Source organism: Serratia ureilytica (assembly GCF_013375155.1).
Lineage (GTDB): Bacteria > Pseudomonadota > Gammaproteobacteria > Enterobacterales > Enterobacteriaceae > Serratia > Serratia ureilytica.
On sequence record NZ_JABXOF010000004.1, the window covers coordinates 126,598 to 142,323 of the forward strand.

Annotated in this window: 12 protein-coding genes; 9 read left to right on the forward strand and 3 right to left on the reverse strand. The window is 61.5% G+C overall.

Annotated elements, in window-relative coordinates; all coding sequences use genetic code 11:
• Positions 1-33 precede the first annotated feature (33 nt).
• The 4 genes from yhdP (at position 34) to HWW83_RS09395 (ending at position 7,063) form a co-directional block, all read left to right on the forward strand.
• Entirely contained in the window at positions 34-3,837 is a 3,804-nt protein-coding gene (gene yhdP, locus HWW83_RS09380; protein WP_096242627.1) for an AsmA2 domain-containing protein YhdP, read from the forward strand.
• Complete coding sequence (gene nit1, locus HWW83_RS09385; protein ID WP_033644455.1) at positions 3,834-4,694, forward strand: deaminated glutathione amidase; 861 nt, start codon at positions 3,834-3,836, stop codon at positions 4,692-4,694. Before yhdP ends, nit1 begins: the two co-directional genes overlap by 4 nt.
• A 7-nt stretch (positions 4,695-4,701) precedes the next feature.
• Positions 4,702-6,147, forward strand: coding sequence for a metalloprotease TldD (gene tldD, locus HWW83_RS09390; protein WP_033651236.1), 1,446 nt, complete (start codon positions 4,702-4,704; stop codon positions 6,145-6,147).
• Positions 6,148-6,298: 151 nt separating this feature from the next.
• Positions 6,299-7,063 (forward strand): CDP-diacylglycerol pyrophosphatase, encoded by a 765-nt coding sequence (locus HWW83_RS09395; RefSeq protein WP_069100234.1) that lies wholly within the window; start codon positions 6,299-6,301, stop codon positions 7,061-7,063.
• Positions 7,064-7,123: 60 nt separating this feature from the next.
• On the opposite strand, the gene HWW83_RS09400 is transcribed toward HWW83_RS09395, so the two are convergent.
• Together HWW83_RS09400 and uriH are read right to left on the reverse strand one after the other, a co-directional pair.
• Entirely contained in the window at positions 7,124-8,803 is a 1,680-nt protein-coding gene (locus tag HWW83_RS09400) for a PglL family O-oligosaccharyltransferase (protein WP_176589237.1), read from the reverse strand.
• A gap of 694 nt (positions 8,804-9,497) precedes the next feature.
• Entirely contained in the window at positions 9,498-10,439 is a 942-nt protein-coding gene (uriH, locus tag HWW83_RS09405) for a uridine-preferring nucleoside hydrolase UriH (protein WP_176589238.1), read from the reverse strand.
• A 207-nt stretch (positions 10,440-10,646) separates the two neighbouring features.
• Between uriH and HWW83_RS09410 the strand changes: the two genes are divergently transcribed.
• A complete protein-coding gene (locus HWW83_RS09410) occupies positions 10,647-10,922 on the forward strand; it encodes a zinc ribbon domain-containing protein (RefSeq protein WP_033644459.1) in 276 nt (91 codons plus the stop codon).
• Positions 10,919-11,263: a hypothetical protein gene (locus tag HWW83_RS09415; protein ID WP_033644460.1), complete on the forward strand. Its 345-nt coding sequence runs from the start codon at positions 10,919-10,921 to the stop codon at positions 11,261-11,263. The genes HWW83_RS09410 and HWW83_RS09415 overlap by 4 nt, the downstream gene beginning before the upstream one ends.
• Here the strand turns inward: HWW83_RS09415 and aaeR are convergent.
• The gene (gene aaeR, locus HWW83_RS09420; protein ID WP_004936950.1) at positions 11,254-12,165 is read right to left on the reverse strand and encodes an HTH-type transcriptional activator AaeR; all 912 of its coding nucleotides are present in this window, start codon (positions 12,163-12,165) and stop codon (positions 11,254-11,256) included. The genes HWW83_RS09415 and aaeR overlap by 10 nt on opposite strands.
• A gap of 314 nt (positions 12,166-12,479) precedes the next feature.
• Here aaeR and aaeX point away from each other — a divergent pair, with 314 nt between their 5' ends.
• From aaeX to aaeB, 3 genes are read left to right on the forward strand one after another with little or no spacing between them, the layout of a single operon-like run.
• Positions 12,480-12,683, forward strand: a complete 204-nt coding sequence (gene aaeX / locus HWW83_RS09425) for a p-hydroxybenzoic acid efflux pump operon protein AaeX (RefSeq protein ID WP_004936952.1) — start codon at positions 12,480-12,482, stop codon at positions 12,681-12,683.
• 7 nt (positions 12,684-12,690) lie between these two features.
• Positions 12,691-13,626, forward strand: coding sequence for a p-hydroxybenzoic acid efflux pump subunit AaeA (gene aaeA / locus HWW83_RS09430; RefSeq protein WP_033644462.1), 936 nt, complete (start codon positions 12,691-12,693; stop codon positions 13,624-13,626).
• On the forward strand, positions 13,626-15,593 hold the full coding sequence (gene aaeB / locus HWW83_RS09435) for a p-hydroxybenzoic acid efflux pump subunit AaeB (RefSeq protein ID WP_033644464.1): 1,968 nt from the start codon (positions 13,626-13,628) through the stop codon (positions 15,591-15,593). The genes aaeA and aaeB overlap by 1 nt, the downstream gene beginning before the upstream one ends.
• Positions 15,594-15,726: the final 133 nt, after the last annotated feature.

Consider the following 15,726-nt stretch of genomic DNA (forward strand, 5'->3'; position numbering starts at 1 on the left):
CCCGTTGCCAGGCAGCGGAGCAAGGAGAACTGCGTGAGGCGACTGCCTGGGATTCTGTTAGCAACAGGCGCCACCCTAATTGTGATTGTGGCGCTGCTGATCAGCGGGCTGCGCCTGATGCTGCCGAAGCTGAACGACTACCGCCCCCAACTGCTGGCGCAGGTGGAGAAGCTGTCCGGCGTGCCCGTGCGGATGGATTTCGTGCAGGGCAGCTGGGAAACGTTCGGCCCGCAGCTTGAAATGCGCAACCTGAGCGCTACGCTGCCCAAAAGCGATGTGCATATCGAGCGCGTGACGCTGGCGTTGGACGTGTGGCAGTCGCTGCTGCACTGGCGCTGGCAGTTCCGCGATCTGACCTTCTACCAATTCCGCCTCGACTTGAACGCCACGCTGGGCGGCGACCAGCAGGGCGAAGGCCTTGAGCCGGGCAAGATCAGCGATCTGATGCTGCGCCAGCTCGATCACTTCGATTTGCGCGACAGCCGTATCTCGTTCCTGACGCCCGCCGGCGCGCGCGCCGAATTTGACATTCCCCAACTGACCTGGCTCAACGGCCGCGATCGTCACCGCGCCGAGGGGCAGATCAGCCTGTCGACGCTGAACGGCCAACACGGCGTGGTGCAGCTGCGCATGGACCTGCGCGATAATCAGGGCCTGCTGGATACCGGCACGGTCTACCTGCAGGCCGATAACATCGACATGAAACCCTGGTTTACCCGCTGGCTGCGCGCCAACACCGGGCTGGAAAGCGCAGACTTCAGCCTGGCGGCCTGGCTGCAGGTGCAGAACGGCCAGATCGCCGGCGGCAATGCGTTGCTCAAGCAGGGGGCGGCCAACTGGGACACCGGCGCCGCGCAGCACCGGCTGGACGTGGATAATCTGGCGCTGTCGCTGCGCCGCCAGGGCACCGGTTGGCAGCTCGACGTGCCGCAACTGCGGTTGAGCACCGACGGCCAGGCCTGGCCGCAGGGCGGGCTTTCCGCGCTGTGGCTGCCGGAAAACACCGAATTCATGGGGCCGGCGCAGAATGAAGAACTGCGTGTGCGCGCGACTGATATTCAGCTGGAGCGTCTTTCGGCGCTGTTGCCGACCTTCTCCTTCCTCAGCCCGGACGTGCTCGACCGCTGGAACGATCTGCAGCCGCAGGGGCAATTGGAAGCGCTGGCGCTGGACATTCCGCTCAAGCAGCCGGAAAAGAGCCGTTTCCAGGCGCTGTGGCGCGATGTCAGCTGGCAGCGTTGGGAACTGCTGCCGGGCGTTAACCACTTCTCCGGGGCGTTGAGCGGCGGGGTGGAGAACGGCCGCCTGACGCTGGGGCTCACCGACAGCACTCTGCCTTACGGCGACATGTTCCGCGCGCCGCTTGAAATCAGCAGCGCGCGTGGCGCGCTGACCTGGCGTTACAACGATCAGGGCTGGGAACTGGCGAGCCAGGGGCTGGACGTCAAGGCGAAGTCGCTGTGGGTCAACGGCGATTTCCGTTATCAGCAGCCGGCCAAGGGCGATCCGTGGCTGAACATCCTGGCGGGCATCCGCCTGTATGACGGCGCCGACGCCTGGCGCTATTTCCCGGAACCGTTGATGGGCAAGCATTTGGTGGACTACCTGAGCGGCGCCATTCAGGGCGGCCAGGTGGATAACGCCACGCTGATTTATTCCGGCGATCCGCAGCACTTCCCGTATCGCAAAAACGAAGGACAGTTCGAAGTCTTCGTACCGCTGCGCCATGCCACCTTCCAGTTCCAACCGGGCTGGCCGGCGCTGACCGATTTGGCGATCGATCTCGATTTCGCCAACGAGGGGCTGTGGATGCATGCGCCGCAAACCCGGTTGGGCAAGGTGGCGGGTAAAAATATCAGCGCGGTGATCCCGGATTACCTGAAAGAGCGATTGCTGATCGACGCCGAAGTCGCAGGTGCGGGCAGCGATGTGCATGACTACTTTATGCAGACGCCGTTGCACGATTCGCTGGGGGCGGCGCTGGAGCAGCTGCAGATCGGCGGCGATGTCAGTGGGCGCTTACATCTAGATATCCCGCTGGACGGCGAGCAGGTCAAAGCCACCGGTGAAGTGGCGCTGAACAATAATTCGTTGCTGATAAAACCGCTGGAAAGCGAGCTGCAGAAGCTCAGCGGCAAATTCCGTTTCAACAACGGCAATCTGGAGAGCGACACCCTGTCGGCCAACTGGTTCGGGCAACCGGTGGCGGTCAACTTCACTACGCAGGAAGGCGAGCGTGACTACAAGGTCAACGTTGGTCTGAAAGGAGACTGGCAGCCGGGCAAGTTCCCCGGCCTGCCGAAAGAGGCCGCCGATGCGCTCAGCGGCAGCGCGCCCTGGCAGAGCCAGGTGGCCATCACGCTGCCGCACCAAGGTTCGGCCAGCTACGATATCGGTCTCGACGCGGATTTGAAGAAAGTGAGCAGTCACTTACCTTCGCCGCTGAACAAGGCGCCGGGAGAGGCGCTGCCGGTGAACGTCAAGGTCAAAGGCGGTTTGAACGGCTTCATGTTGACCGGCAGCGCGGGCAAACAGAACCGTTTCAACAGCGAATGGAACTTCGATAAAAAACAGGTGAATCTGGCGCGCGCCGCCTGGCAAACCAACGGGGGCGGCACGCCGCCGCTGCCGGCCGGTAAGTCGATGACGCTGAATCTGCCGGCGCTGGACGGTGAGCAGTGGCTGGCGCTGCTCGCGCCGGCGCTGAAACAGGGCGGCGGCAGCGGCCAGGTGGGCGGTTTCAGCTTCCCCACCACCGTGGCGCTGACCACGCCGCAGCTGCTGTTGGGCGGCCAGGCCTGGCATAAGCTGACGCTGTCGGCCGAGAAACAGCTTGGCGCTACCCTCGTGAGCGCCAAGAGCGACGAAGTGGACGGCAGCCTGCGGGTGGCCGATCGCGGGCCGTGGCGCGCCGATATCAATTATCTGTATTACAACCCGCAGTTCGCAGAGACGAAAAACACGGCGGGCACGCCACCGCCGTCGACCGAAAAAGTTTCCTTCCGCGACTGGCCTTCGTTGATGTTGCGCTGCAAGTCGTGCTGGGTACTGGGGCAGAACCTCGGCAAGGTCGAGGCGGATCTGACTAATCGGGGCGATACTCTGACGCTGGATCACGGCCTGGTCGATACCGGCCAAGGACGCATGACCGCCACCGGCCTGTGGAAACAAAACGCGCAGGAAGAGCGCAGCTCGCTGAAAGGCAAGCTGCTCGGCGGCAAGATTGATGAAACCGCCGCCTTCTTCGGCATCACCATTCCGCTCAAGGGAGCGCCTTACGACGTGGATTTCGATCTGTACTGGCATGGCACGCCGTGGCAGCCGCGGGTCGATACGCTGAGCGGCGCGTTGCAGGTCAAAATGGGCAAGGGCGAGATCGACAGCATGGGCGGCGGCCGCGCCGGTCAGCTGCTGCGGCTGGTCAGCTTCGACGCTTTGCTGCGCAAGCTGCAGTTCGACTTCAGCGATACCTTCGGCAAAGGCTTCTACTTTGATTCCATCCGCAGTACCGCCTGGCTGAAAGATGGCATAATGCATACTGATAATCTATTGATCGATGGCTTGGCGGCGGATATTGCTATGAGCGGCCAGATCGATTTGGCGCGCCGCCGCATCGATATGGAAGCGGTGGTGGCGCCGGCGATTTCAGCGACCGTCGGCGTGGCCACGGCGTTTGTCGTTAACCCGATCGTCGGCGCGGCGGTGTTCGCCGCCTCGCAGGTGCTGGGGCCGCTGTGGAGCAAGATTTCGCTGATTCGCTACCATATCGGCGGCGATCTCGACCAGCCGAAGATCAATGAGGTACAGCGTAAGTCAAAGGAGGATAAGGCGTCATGAGGAATGCTAACGTTGCGTTGTTGCAGTTGTGCAGTGGCGATCAGGTGCGCGATAACCTGGCCCAGATTGAACAGCAGATTAAGCAGCTCAATGCCGGGGTAAAACTGGTCATGACGCCGGAGAACGCGCTGCTGTTCGCCAACTCCGCAGCCTACCGCCAACAGGCGGAAAAACAGGGCGATGGCCCGCTGCAGAATGCGGTGCGCGAACTGGCGCGCCGCTATGGCGTGTGGTTGCTGGTGGGCTCGATGCCGCTCGTCAGCCGTGAGAACCCGGAGCTTATCACCACCAGCAGCCTGTTGTTCGACGAGCAGGGCGAGATCCGCGCCCGCTACGACAAGCTGCACATGTTCGATGTGGACATCAACGACGCGCACGGTCATTACCGCGAGTCGGATACCTACCAGCATGGGCAGCACCTGACGGTGGTGGATACGCCGGTCGGGCGTTTGGGCATGACCATATGCTACGATCTGCGCTTCCCCGCGCTGTTCCAGGCGCTGCGGGCGCAGGGCGCCGAACTGATTTCGGTGCCGGCGGCCTTTACGCGGGTAACCGGCGAGGCGCATTGGGAAATCCTGCTGCGTGCCCGAGCGATCGAGAACCAGTGCATGATCCTGGCGCCGGCGCAGGTGGGGCGCCACGGGCCGACCCGTCGCACCTGGGGCCACACGCTGGCCGTCGACGGCTGGGGCAAGGTACTGGCCGAGAACCCGGACGCCGTGGCGGCACTGAAGGTGCGCGTGGACGCCGCAAGCCTGAAAAATATTCGTGCGCAGATGCCGGTGCTGCAGCACAACCGATTCCAGACGTCGCTGACGGCGCCGTCTGACAAGTTATCCTCCAATCAAGAGTGAAACCATTATGAGTCTGACGTTTGTCAGTGAGCAGTTACTCGCTACCAACAAGCTGAGTCATCAAGACCTGTACTCGGTACTGGGTCAACTGGCAGAACGCCGTATCGACTACGCCGATCTCTATTTTCAGTCCAGCTATCACGAAGCCTGGGTGATCGAGGACGGTATCATCAAGGATGGCTCTTACAATATCGATCAGGGCGTCGGCGTGCGCGCCGTCAGCGGTGAGAAGACCGGGTTCGCCTATGCCGATCAGATCACTCTGAATGCGCTGCAGCAGAGCGCCCAGGCGGCGCGCAGCATCGTGCGCGAGCAGGGCGACGGGCGGGCGCATACCCTGGGCGAAATCGGTTATCGAGCGCTGTACCCGCTGCTCGATCCGCTGCAAAGCCTGCCGCGCGAAGAGAAAATCGCCCTGTTGCACCGCGTCGACAAGGTGGCGCGCGCCGCCGATGCGCGGGTGCAGGAAGTGAACGCCAGCATCACCGGCGTTTACGAGCAGGTGTTGGTGGCCGCCACCGACGGCACGCTGGCGGCGGACGTTCGCCCGCTGGTGCGCCTTTCCGTCAGCGTGCTGGTGGAGCAGGACGGCAAGCGTGAGCGCGGCTCCAGCGGCGGCGGCGGCCGTTTCGGCTATGACTACTTCCTGGAAACCGTCGACGGCGACGTGCGCGCCGACGCTTACGCTAAAGAAGCGGTGCGCATGGCGCTGGTCAACCTCGGCGCGGTAGCGGCGCCGGCCGGCAATATGCCGGTGGTGTTGGGCGCCGGCTGGCCGGGCGTGCTGCTGCACGAAGCGGTGGGCCATGGCCTGGAAGGCGACTTCAACCGGCGCGGCACCTCGGTGTTCAGCGGCCATATGGGCGAGCGGGTGGCGTCTGAGCTGTGTACCGTGGTGGACGACGGCACCCTGCAAGGGCGCCGCGGTTCGCTGGCGATCGACGACGAAGGCGTGCCGGGCCAGTACAACGTGCTGATCGAAAACGGCGTGCTGAAAGGCTACATGCAGGACAAGCTCAACGCGCGCCTGATGGGCGTCGCGCCGACCGGCAACGGCCGCCGCGAGTCCTACGCGCATCTGCCGATGCCGCGCATGACCAACACCTACATGCTGGCGGGTAAATCGACGCCGGAAGAGATCATCGCCAGCGTTGAGTACGGCCTGTACGCGCCGAACTTTGGCGGCGGCCAGGTGGATATCACCTCCGGCAAGTTCGTGTTCTCCACCACCGAAGCCTATCTGATCGAGAAGGGCCGCATCACTAAACCGGTGAAGGGGGCGACGCTGATCGGCTCCGGCATCGAGGCGATGCAGCAGATCTCGATGGTCGGCAACGATCTGGCGCTCGATAAAGGCGTGGGCGTGTGCGGCAAAGAAGGCCAGAGCGTGCCGGTGGGCGTCGGCCAACCGACGCTGAAACTGGACACGCTGACCGTCGGCGGCACGGCGTAATTTTTCCTCCAGGGGCCACGCGTTGGCCCCTCAATCATGCTCCATTTTGCGGCCTTTCTCGCATTCGTAACGCTAAGCGCGGCAGGACGCCGTAGCCTGCACGATATAATGGAATAAAATTGACGTGGCGAAAAAACAGAGCAATACGATGATGACGCGTCTGGCTATACCCGCCCGGCGTTGGCTGCTGGCGCTGGGCGTCCTGTCCCTGACGGGCTGCGCCCGCTCCGATGCGCTGTGGGGCGTAGTCGATAAGCTTTGCATGGCCAATTATCAGCAAAAGCGCGATCCGGCGCCCTGTGAGCAGATTTATATGCCGCAGGGGAAGGCGCAGGGCTTTAGCGTGCTGCAAAACCCGCGTTACCCCTATCATTTTATTCTGGTTCCGACGGCGCCGCTCTCCGGCATTGAAAGCCCACAGATGCTGGCCGGGGAACGGACGGACTATTTTGGCTATGCCTGGCTGATGCGTTATCGGCTGGCCGCCGAATATGGCGGGCCGGTGCCGGATGATATGTTGGGCATGGCGATCAACTCCGCATATGGCCGCAGCCAAAACCAATTGCACATTCACCTGACCTGTCTGCGTGAGGACGTGCGGCGTCAATTGCAGGCGGAACGCCCCTACATACAGGAACAATGGCGGCCCTTGCCGGATAAGCTGTTGCGCCACACCTACTACGCGCGCCGCGTGATGCAGCCAACCGCGATGGGCGTTTACCCGATTAAGGATCTGGCGGATTATTTCCATCTGTCGCCGCCGCAGATGGCGGAATATGGCGTGGCGTTAGTGCCCACTACGTTTGGCGGCCAACGGGGGTTTATTTTGCTGGCCTCGAAGCGCGGCTGGGACGTCGGCAATCGCGCTTCGGTAGAGTCGCTGCTGGATAAAGAGTGCGCGATTTTGCCGCGTTAATTTTGCTACATAAAATGACGCAGGTGAGAGCGGCGAGGCATCGCTCTCACCTCGTTGTCCCTACCTGAACCGCGCATCCCGCGCAAACAGAAAAGCGGCTTCCCGCTGGCGAGCATCGGCTTGTGCCTGATCCCCCTGATAGCGCAAGATCATGATCAGCGTGGCGTAGACGTTGGCGTCGATGCGGTGCTGCAGATAGGCATTGGCCCACTGCCGATAGCCGGTCAACAGGGCATCATCGCGCGTTTGGTTATAGACCAGCAGCGCGTGAGATTGCTCGTCGAAGGTTTTGCGCTCCCGGTAGATCCAGGCGGCCGGCGGCGGCATCTGCTCGATGCTGTCGATGTTGGCCAGCATAGTGCGCTCCGACTGAGTGAGCGTCATGCGCCCTTGCCAGGCGAAGGCCGCCATCACCAGCACGCCGAGCGCCGCAAGCGCCACCGGCAGGCTCAGGGCTTTGGCGAACGGCAGCGGGCGGGGCTCGCCGGTTTGGCCGTCCAGCAGCGCCAGCAGCAGCAGAAACGCCAGCCAGTGCGGCGCAGACAGATAGAAAGGGTATTCCAGCTGAGTGTGTATCAGCATCGGCAGCAGCACCAGGAACAGGCCGACGCGCGCACCGTTCGGCTGTTCTCGATCCCGTTGCCAGGCGCTTTTCAGCAGCCGTACGCCGGCGGCAAGGACGATAGCGATACCTGCCAGCGCCGTCAGGCCGCCCTCGACCCACCACAGCAGGATTTCATTGTGCGGATGCCCGGCGACTTCCAGCACTTCTCTCCAGGGCATTTCCTGCAGGCGAAAGTGCGCGAAGCTGTATTCAAAGCCGCCGTAGCCCCAGCCCAGCAGCGGCTTGGCCAGGATCATGGCGCCGACGTCGTGCAGCATGGTCAGGCGCGCGCTGTTGGAAAGCTCCCGTCCGATCAGGCCAGCGCGGCCATCCAGACCGAAACCGGTGAACAGCACCGTCAGACCGATCGCGGCGCCCAGCAGCAGCGCGCCGCCGGCCCAGCGGCTTGCGGCCGGGCGTTGGTGGGCAAAGCGCCACAGCAGCAGCGCCGCCGCCAATGCGGCCCCCAACCAGGCGGCGCGCGACTGGATCAGCACCAGCAGGGCGGAGAAAGCGGCCAGCAGCGCGAGCAGCGGGATTTGCCGCCGCGTCGGCGCAGAGTAGGGAGCCAGCAGCAGCCAGAGCGCCAAAGCCAGCCCGGTGGCGATAAAGCTGCCCAGCACGTTCGGCTGCTGAAAGACGCCGTAGACCCGGCCGCCGTTAGGGGATACCCAGGCCAGCGAGGGGGCGAACAGCTGTAAAGCCGCCAACAACGCCTGAATGCCGACGGCAAACAACAGGCCGAACAGCAGCAGCTCGCGCTGCCGGGCGGTGACGCGCAGCTGCAGGCAGGCGACATAGAACAACCAACCGCCGAGCAGGCCGGCGCAGCGCCACAGGGCGTCTTCGCGCCATTCGGGGCGGGTATACAGCAACGGCAGCGCCAGCAAGGCGATGCCGAGCAGCAACAGGCGTGCGGTGGGCGTGAGCGAAAGGCGGATGCGACCCAGGCAAACGGTAAACGTCACGATCAGCGTAGTAAGCGCCATGACGCCCCAGGCCAGAATGTTTTGCGGCAGCGCCAGACCGTCGCCGCCCATGTTAGGGTAATAAATCGGCAGGACCGCCGCCATCCAGATCAGCAGCAGGGGCAGCACGGCGATGGTCGCTGCGTTAGCGGGAGATTTATCGGCCATGGTTAACCTGCCAAGGCCTGATAGCGTTTATTAAATGCATGCTTTGATTATTCCCTATCCTTTATCCTGGTGTTGAAATGCGTGTAATGTTGAAATCGAAAATGTCTCACGGGAAATTTAAACCGTCTTTATGGTAAAGCGATAAATAATGTTTGCCCTGAGAATGCGCGAGGCTGTTTGCCCAAAGAAAGGTTAAGCCGTATTTTTCACTCGCAAAAGGCATTTTTGTTGTTTGCAAAAACAGACGCGCTATTTTCTCAAATCTATTGTGATTCAGTCAATTTTTAATCTTAATATTATTTTTATTAATTAAAATCAATGCTTTGTCTGTGGTTATCGCGTGTGTGGATATCGAGGGGTATCCCGGCAATGGTCTATATTGGCAGGCAGTGTTAAGAATAAAAGAGGTATCTGCTTGTTTAATTGATGCCGTCAGTGGCGGCGTGAGGGCGGAGATTTACTTCATCGTTTCCCATTGCTGGTTTTTAAATTCAATGTGATTTTCATGGTTTTAATTTTATTAAGATTCTTCCTGTCTTTATCTATTTTTTTTAAATTTTCATGAAATAATTTATTATTAGGATTGTTCTGCTGCATTGGAAATAAAAGCGGTTATGACTTGAGCCTCCCGTTGCCGCGGCAGAATACGGACTAACGCGCCTGCCCAAGCGCGTTAATCTCGTCTCTTGTGCGCTTACTCCACGTCGCCGATCCGCTCCAGCGCATCCACCACCAGATCCCAGAATTTATCCTGATCCAGTTTGACCGCGACCTGGGTGTGGCAGTCCGGCGGCGGCGGCGCGCGGAAGTCCGCGACCGTCATGCCCAACGTCAGGGTGCCGGTCAGCTCTATATCCACCGGCACTTTGCGCACCGACATAACGCTCGGATCGATCACATAGGCCACTGCGCAAGGATCGTGCACCGGCGGGGCGCTGAAGCCCTGCGCCTGTTGGTACATACGGCCAAAGAATGCCAGCAGTTCGCCGACGAAGGTGGCCGGCCGGGTGCCGAGGGCGGCGATGCGTTCGCAGACTGCCGGCGTGGCCAGCGCCTGGTGGGTGAGATCCAGCCCGACCATGGTCAGCGGCCATTTTTCATTGAACACGATGTGCGCCGCCTCGGGATCGATTTTGATATTGAACTCCGCCACCGCGCTCCAGTTGCCCACATGATAGCCGCCGCCCATCAGCACCACTTCCTTGACCCGCTCGGCAATGCGCGGCTCTTTACGCACCGCCATGGCGATATTGGTCAGGCCGCCGGTCGGCACCAGCGTCACGCTGCCGGGCGGGTGGGCCATCACGGTATCGATGATCAGATCCACCGCGTGGCGCGAGTCCAGCTGCAGGTGAGGCTCCGGCAGCACCGGGCCATCGAGGCCGGAGTCGCCGTGAATGTCGGGTGCCACTTCGATATTGCGCACCAGCGGGCGCGGGCAGCCGGCGGCGAAGGGCACGCCGGTGATATTGGCGATGCGCGCCACCGCGAGGGCGTTGCGCGTCACTTTGTCCAGCGTTTGGTTACCCACCACGGTGGTGACCGCCAGCAGGTCGATCTGCGGATTGCCCCAGGCCAGCAGCAGGGCGATGGCGTCGTCATGCCCCGGGTCACAGTCCAGTATGATTTTTTTCATGGTTATTCCTGATGCAGGGAGAGGTGCCCGCAGCATAACGCAGCGCAGCGGCGTGGGATAATGCCGATGATGCTTTTGTTAACGGCATCAAAGCCTTGCCATTATTACGATGTAATGAAACGTAAATCCTCATCGCCGGGCTTTACCCTGGAGTTTACTCCAGGGTTTACAGTGAGCTTCAGCGTGAATGCACAGAGGAGAGGCGGGATGAGCTTACTGAAAAGGTTGTTGGGGCAAGGCGGTATTAACGGCGGTCATCGGCGCGCGGGCCACGGCGGTGGCCACCATGGCAACCGCTATAGCCAGCATGGCGAACAGGGGCCGCAGTGCCCGGAATGCCGGGCCGTGAATAAGCCGGGCGCGCGTTATTGTCACCGCTGCGGCCAGCCGTTTGCTGCGGTGAGCGCCACCTGCGGACAGTGCGCCGCGCCGTTGCCGCCGGGCAGCCGCTTTTGTCCGCAGTGCGGCGGCGGTGTGCCGTGAATCGGGGCGGCTGGACGGTCGCGCTGCTGCTCGGCGCCATGGCGCTGTGGACGTTGCTGGCCTGGGGCGTATCCGGCCTGCTGACCTGGCTGCCGACGTTGGCGGAGGCGGCCGGAAACGCAACGTTGCCGGTGAACGGTGCGCTGAGCCTGGTGCCGCAGACGGTGTTGGACACTTGGCTGCCGTGGCTGAAACAGCTGGGCAGCGGGCTGGCGAGCTATTTTCCTCTGCTGCTGGCCTGGGCGGGCTACGCCGTCTGGCTGCTGTGGGGCATCGGCATGTTGGCGCTGATGCTGCTGGCCGCGCTGGCGCGCCGCTATTTAAGCGCTGCTCAGCGATAACCCTGATAGACCGCCGCTACGCGTTCGAAATAGTCGGTTAAATAGTTGATGCACACCTGTACCTTCAGCGGCAGTTTGTCCTTCTCGGTATAGAGCGCGTAGATCGGCCGCGGATCCGAATGGTAGCTTTTGAACAGGATCTCGATCTCGCCGCGTTTGATCTCTTCGATCACCCACATCAGCGGGGCGTAGGCGATGCCGGCGCCGTTTTTCAGCCAACGGATCATGGTGGAGGAGTCGTTGGTGACGAAGCGCCCCTGCGGGGAAATGCGCGTGGTGATGCCTTCCGGCGACATCAGTTCGAATTCGCTGTCGGGCCGCACGCTGTACTCCAGCCAGGAAAAGTTGACCATGTCGCTCGGCTTCTGCGGCGTGCCGTGCTGGCTCAGGTAGCTTTTGGCGGCGCACACCACCATCGGCATCTGCCCCAGGCGGCGCGAGAACAGACTCGAGTCTTGCAGCGCGCCGGTGCGGATCACCAGATCCAGACCGTCGGTGATCAGATCCGGCGCCGGTATACCGGTCACCAGGTTGACCGTCAGACCCGGGTACTCTTTCATCATCTCGGCGGTCATGTTCGCCAGCACGTTTTGCGCCATGGTGGACGAGCTGCCGATGCGCAGCGTGCCGGCGGGCGTATTGTTAAACGCGTACAGCTGCTCATGCACTTCGCTGACTTCCTGCAGCATGCGTCGGCAGCCCTGATAGTAAATCTTGCCGGCCTCGGTCAGGCCGATGCTGCGCGTGCTGCGGTTCAACAGCTTGACCTGCAGCTCATTTTCCAGTTTCGAGACGGTTTGGCTGATCGATGAAACGCTCATGTCGAGTTGGCGCGCGGCCGCGGTAAACGACCCGAACTCAACCACTTTGGCGAATACCGACATGCGTTTTAATCTTTCCATTATTCACTCTGGCTTAAAAGTGATTTAGATCACAGATTGTTGATGCCTTGATAGTAAGCAGGCTAATATAACGTGGTCGGGTGAATAGACCTCACCAACGTGCGAGAGCGAGCGGCGACGTCATCCTGCCGCTCCTCCGGCACCCTCGCAATCCCTGTCGTGGATGTCTGCCCCAAAGTTTAACCTTTTTTCGGGTTCGTGACCTGGACAAGCTGCCTGGTCAAGATTTGTGGCGCGCGCACGCTAAAATGTAAAGAGAATGTGAATGGCGAGACCTGTCTTTCCCCGGCGCAGTGAACAATAAGGAAAAAGTGATGAGTTTGCTTCCGGTTATGGTCATCTTCGGACTGTCGTTTCCGCCGGTGTTTTTCGAGCTGCTGGTGTCGCTGGCGCTGTTTTTTCTCTTGCGCCGCCTGCTGCAGCCGACCGGGATTTACGATTTTGTCTGGCATCCGGCGCTGTTTAATACCGCGCTGTATTGCTGCTTGTTTTATCTGATTTCGTGTCTTTTTGTTTGAGGTCGCTGTGAAAAATTTTTCGATAAAAATAACCCGAATCGCGATCACTTTGATTCTTGTGCTGCTGGGCATTGCCGCGGTATTCAAGGCCTGGGTGTTCTACACCGAGTCGCCGTGGACGCGTGACGCCAAGTTTACCGCCGACGTGGTGGCGATCGCGCCGGACGTCAGCGGCCTGCTGACCGACGTGCCGGTGGTGGACAACCAACTGGTCAAGAAAGGCCAGGTGCTGTTCGTGGTCGATCGGCCGCGTTATGAGCAGGCCTTGGCGGAAGCCGGCGCCGACGTCGCCTACTATCAGACGCTGGCGGCGGAAAAACGGCGTGAGGCCGGCCGCCGCGTGAAGTTGGGCGTGCAGGCGATGTCGCAGGAAGAGATTGACCAGTCGAACAACTCGCTGCAGACCGTGCAGCACCAGCTGGCGAAGGCCATTGCGGCTCGCGAGCTGGCGCAGTTGGATCTGGAGCGCACCACGGTGCGCGCCCCGGCCGATGGCTGGATCACCAACCTCAACGTACACGCCGGTGAATACATCACCCGCGGGTCGGTCGCGGTGGCGCTGGTGAAGAAAGATTCCTTCTACATCCTGGCGTACCTGGAAGAGACCAAGCTGAACGGCCTGAATAAGGGCGATCGCGCGGAGATTACCCCGCTCGGCAGCAACCGCATCATGCACGGCACCGTCGATAGCGTGGCGGCGGCGGTGAACAACAGCAGCAGCACGGTGAACAACAAAGGGTTGGCCTCGATCGACAGCAACCTGGAGTGGGTGCGCCTGGCGCAGCGCGTGCCGGTGAAGATCCTGCTGGACGCCAAGGACCAACAGCATCCGTACCCGGCCGGCACCACCGCCACCGTGGTGATCGTCGGTAAGAACGATCGCAATGCCGACAGCGGCTCGCCTTTTGTGCGCCTGATGCACCGGCTGCGTGAGTTCGGCTAATGAGCAGCCCAACCTTTATCCGGCTGAGATTTGCCTTCAAACTCAGCTTCGCGATTGTGTTTGCGCTGTTCGTCGGCTTCCATCTCAATCTGGAAACCCCGCGCTGGTCGGCGATGACCGCCGCCATCGTCGCCGCCGGCCCGGCCTTTGCCGCCGGCGGTGAACCCTTCTCCGGCGCCATTCGCCATCGCGGCTGGCTGCGCATCATCGGCACCTTTATCGGCTGCTTCGTCGGCCTGCTCATCATCATCACCACCGCCCGCGCGCCGGTAGTGATGCTGATGCTGTGCTGCATGTGGGCCGGTTTCTGCACCTGGCTCTCTTCGCTTATCAAGGTGGAGAACTCCTACGCTTGGGGGCTGGCCGGCTATACCGCGCTGATCATCATCGTGACGGTCGCCACCAGCGAGGCCCACCTGCTGGAAGCGCCGCAGTTCGCCATCGAGCGTTGCAGCGAGATCGTGCTGGGGATCGTCAGCGCCGTGTTGGCCGATCTGCTGTTTTCGCCGCGTTCGATCAAGCAGGACATCGATCGGGCGGTGGATAAGCTGCTGGTGGATCAATACCGCCTGATGCAGATGTGCATCAGCCATGCCGATAAAGAGGACATCGACCGCGCCTGGAGCAATCTGGTGAAGAGCACCACGGCGCTGGACGGCATGCGCAACAACCTGATGATGGAATCCTCGCGCTGGCAGAAGGTCAACCGACGGGTGAAAGCGCTGCATACCCTGTCGCTGACGCTGATCACCCAGGCCTGTGAAACCTATCTGATCTTGTTGAATCACCCGCAGGCGCTGAAAGAAAGTTTGCGGGAACAGCTGATGGTTCCGGCGGAGACCCCGCAGGAGATCCACAAGCGCATGAAGCTGTTGCGTCAGGTGCTGACCACGCATCGCTCCGAGGAAACGCTGCCGACCATCACCGGCTGGGTCGGCGCGGCGACGCGCTACCTGCTGCTGTCGAAAGGCGTGCACACCAACTGCAGCATCAGCGCGGTGGAAGAGGGCGTCTTGAGCAACGAAACCGTGGTCAAGCCGACCTCGGCGGAAGGGCATCACGCGATGATCAACGGCCTGCGCACCTTTGTGGCGACGGCCTTCGGCTGCCTGCTGTGGCTGTGGACCGGCTGGACGTCCGGCAGCGGTTTTATGGTGATCATTGCGGTGATCACCTCGCTGGCGATGCGCACCCCGGCGCCGCGCATGGTGGCGATGGATTTCGTGCTGGGCATGCTGGCGGCAATCCCGGTCGGTTCTCTGTTCTTCATGGTGATCCTGCCGGCGACCCAGCAGAGCATTTTGCTGCTGTGTCTCAGCCTTGGCCTGCTGGCGTTTTTCATCGGCATCGAGGTGCAGAAGCGGCGGCTCGGTTCGCTGGGGCTGTTGGCGGGGACCATCAACATTCTGGTGCTGAGCAACCCGATGGAGTTCAACGTGACCCAGTTTCTCGACGGGGCGCTGGGCCAGTTCCTCGGCAGCTGCGTCGGGCTGATGGTGCTGCTGCTGATCCGCGATAATTCGCGCGAACGCACCGGCCGCACGTTGCTCAACCAGTTTGTCAGCAGCGCGGTGTCGGCGCTGACCACCAAGGCGGCGCGCCGTCGGCAAAACCACCTGCCCGCGCTGTATCAGCAGCTTAATCAGCTGCTGATGATGTTCCCGAACGACATCGCCAAGTATCGTCTGGCGCTGAACCTGATCATCGCCCACCAGCGCATGCAGCGAGCGGAAATTCCGGCCAGCGAAGAGCTGTCGGCCTTCCACCGCCAGATCCGCAGCACCGCCGATCGGGTGGTCTCCGCCAAGAACGACGTCAAGCGCGCCTATTACTACGATCGCTTGCTGGGCGAAATGAACGAGTACCAACAGAAGCTGGTCGACAATCAGGCGCCGCTCAGCGTCACTGGGCCGGTGAAACGCCTGGCCGACATGCTGCACCGCTACCGCCACGCCTTGATCGATTGATGCGTTCCCTCCTGTTGCGCCGCGCTGTGCGGCGCCTTCCCTGACTATACTGTAAGCAGTCGTTGTTCGGCGGGCCGTCTCAGAGCAGGCGGCTCGTTTTCAGAGAGACTCCGAGTGCCAGAACGGCTGGAAA